5 protein-coding genes are annotated in these 2,955 nt (G+C 36.7%); all 5 read right to left on the bottom strand.

Going from position 1 to position 2,955, the window contains the following annotated elements; all coding sequences use genetic code 11:
* On the bottom strand, positions 1-780 hold a 780-nt coding region (locus tag CD138_RS12830; protein WP_258026518.1), incomplete at its 3' end, for an SH3 domain-containing protein.
* Positions 765-914, bottom strand: coding sequence for a hypothetical protein (locus CD138_RS14365; RefSeq protein ID WP_019167200.1), 150 nt, complete (start codon positions 912-914; stop codon positions 765-767). The genes CD138_RS14365 and CD138_RS12830, both read right to left, overlap by 16 nt.
* A gap of 1 nt (position 915) precedes the next feature.
* Entirely contained in the window at positions 916-1,164 is a 249-nt protein-coding gene (locus tag CD138_RS12825; protein WP_096559817.1) for a phage holin, read from the bottom strand.
* Between the two features lie 193 nt (positions 1,165-1,357).
* On the bottom strand, positions 1,358-1,462 hold the full coding sequence (locus CD138_RS12820; protein ID WP_096559819.1) for a hypothetical protein: 105 nt from the start codon (positions 1,460-1,462) through the stop codon (positions 1,358-1,360).
* A gap of 85 nt (positions 1,463-1,547) precedes the next feature.
* Positions 1,548-2,955: N-acetylglucosaminidase (locus CD138_RS12815; RefSeq protein ID WP_180991064.1), on the bottom strand; the 1,408-nt coding region annotated here is incomplete at its 5' end.

Genomic DNA, 2,955 nt, shown 5'->3' with positions numbered 1-2,955 from the left:
ATAACGTTTACCTTTGTACGTATATCCAATCCAAACATGGCCATCTTGTAACATCAATTCATCATAATCGACATATCCACCTTTTTTAAATGTATATCCAACTGGACAACTTCTAAAAGGCCCCTCTAAACGAGCGATGATATCAGCATTTGCAGTAAATCTAAATTTTTCTTTTTTATATAAAGTCCCATATTCGTTGCGTTTCCATTCTCCTACTTTTGAAGTTTTAGATTTTGCTTTAGGCTTAGATGGTGTTTTACCAGATTTAATTTGGTTCAAGTAATGTTGGACTTTATTCTCAAATTCTGCCCATGTTCCAGTAGCGCGCATTTTGTGTGGACAATCCTTGCCACTGTACCAGTAATGTTGATACATACGATCAATACCCCATCCATATTGATGTAATACGTGAGCCGCATATAAAGCCGCATTATCTTCAGCTTGTTTATAGCGTTCAGACTTTGCACCGCTGTATCCGTTATCCATGGAATAACAAATTTCAATGCCGATGGCTGTTCGGTTACCTGAATTTAAACCAATACCATCGCCAGTATGGAAAGCGTTACGATTGAAAGGAATGGCTTGTACGACTTCTTTATCGTCTACTGCAACATGATAAGATACATAATTACGATTGCCATTCATATAAGCGACTTCATTACGTGCAGTCGCAGTGTTCCCTGTATTGTGAATCGCTAACTTATTAGGTTGCATATAGTACGGTGCTTTATATGGATATAAATACGATGGCGTCCACATATTTACTATTTTGTATCCCATAATGACCCCTCCTCAATATCTGCTTCTAATCCAATAAATTCATCTTTTTCATGATTTTGTAGTTCAATGTTTTCAATTTCCTTTTTAGATACATCGCCGATGCCTTCAAGTTTTTCTGTATCGTTTAAATTCATATTATTTCAGCCCTTTCTCTTTTAAATATTCTTCTTGTTCACGCGCTGACTTTTTAACAATAAATGTGTTCTTCCACACACCATATCCTACTAATGCTAATGGCACGCCAGTGTTTAACACATTAATCCACGCATCTACCGCTTGCGGATTAATCCATTCCGCACTGATTCCGCTAGCTTGTAATGCTAGGTATAATGCACCTACAAAGCCACCTATTAAAGCGATAAATTGTTTAATTTTATCTTCCATATATAATCCTCCTCAAAATAAAAAGCCGACTAAAAGTCGACTTAATTTGATAATATAGTTTGATTATGTTACATTTATTTATAGAAAAAGGACCCACATAAAGTGAGCCCTAGTGAGCCCGTTAAAAAGACGGCAGCCTTTCAGTAAATTAAAAAATAACCATTCTACCTACTCGGTCAAAAGTTGGGAATGGTTATTTTTTATGGTCGTTATTACTGATTAATACTAAGCTTATGATTGAAATTACAACCATCAGCATTTCGAAATCAGACATGCTAGTCCTTTCTAGGAGTAACAACTATAACCATAGGCATCACCCCTTTTTCAAGAGATTAGCCACCATCTATCCAACTTGCTCATTTTTCTATTTTAACACATTTCTATTATTTATATTTATCTTGAATGTAGTATTTTCCTGACAGTTTTATTTTCTTATAATAACTTGCTATAATCGTTGCTTGGTGCGTACACCAGTTAATATCAGTAGCGTATTGGTGTGTGGCAGGTGCTTTAGGATTCCAACGCATACGATAAAGTGTGTTTTGTCCTCTAGCTATATAACCCTCTCTTACAAACTTAGCACCACCAATAATAGCTTTAGCTGGTGTAGTCCAACCGTTATTTCTAGCAAAGTTAATTGCGTTATTCGGGTTCGAATCAAACGCACCTATGCCGAAAAAGTTGTAAATACCGTAAGTCCCACTTGCAAAGTTCGATTTTCCGTTTCCGCTTTCTAAAATCGCATGAGCAATCAAGTAAATCTCGTTTAGCTTATATTTTTTACAAGCGTCAGCGAACGCTTTTCCTTGATTGTGTAACTTCCCTTTTCCGTCCAACAACTGATTTAATTTCGATACTGGAACACCTTGATATTTACCTAAATCCAACATTTGATAACGTTGTGTCGAGTTGTTCCATATCTTGGTGGGGTTCATAGCCTCACTTGTTTTGGCACGACTTGCGCTATACCAACCGCCACCTGTGTTGATTTTTGGAATGACACGCATTTGTTTGTCTAAAGCCTGTTTGAAAGTGTACTTACTCTTTTCGACAGTTATCTTAGGCGAATTAGATGTAACGTTCTTTTCACCCTTTTTAGACTCACTTTGTGCGACGACATCTTTGTTTTTGCCATCTACAACAACTTTAATTTTCGATTTTGTTACTTTTTCTTCGCTTACGTTAGCAAGTAACTTTTCGCGATTTTCATACAAGCCGTTTATCTTCTTGATGAGTTCATCTATTTTTTGTTCAGGTGGAAAACCGTCTTTTACAAAATCCCAATTAGCGTGCTCTTTCAGCGAACGCCATACTTTGTTTTCAATTTTTAAGTTTTTAAGTTTAGGTTCGATGTTATGATTTTTAAATATCTCATAAACTAACATGATAGCTTTTAACTCACTCAAAATGAACGCTTCTTTGTCATCTGAATAGTCACCACATATCTCGATGACTAAATTATTTGGGTCTCCAGGATATTCATACGCTTCATCGCGTGGCGACCACGACGAGATATAATCAATATAGTAATGTGGGTATTCGTTTGAATTGATATATTGATTCCTATCGTTATATAAGTCGCTCACTGAACGCATTGTGTGCGCGTTTTTAATCGTCACACCTTTGACTTTTCCATTGCGCCTTTTCCCCCACGCTACACGATGTTCAAATTTATCCCATGAACCAAAGTCACTGCGTTTGATGGTATAGATAACTTTTGTAACGTCTTTAAACCTCACTGTCGGCTTGTCTGGTTCTTTGTTTGGCTCTGGGTCAATCGCTGGTGGTTTA

Source organism: Staphylococcus intermedius NCTC 11048 (assembly GCF_002902385.1).
Lineage (GTDB): Bacteria > Bacillota > Bacilli > Staphylococcales > Staphylococcaceae > Staphylococcus > Staphylococcus intermedius.
This window is presented reverse-complemented; position numbering and strand designations above follow the sequence as displayed.

Bases quoted from the DNA above. Each gene is read 5' to 3' on its own strand.
- CD138_RS14365 (WP_019167200.1), bottom strand. From the start codon at position 914: ATGAATTTAAACGATACAGAAAAACTTGAAGGCATCGGCGATGTATCT.
- CD138_RS12825 (WP_096559817.1), bottom strand. From the start codon at position 1,164: ATGGAAGATAAAATTAAACAATTTATCGCTTTAATAGGTGGCTTTGTA.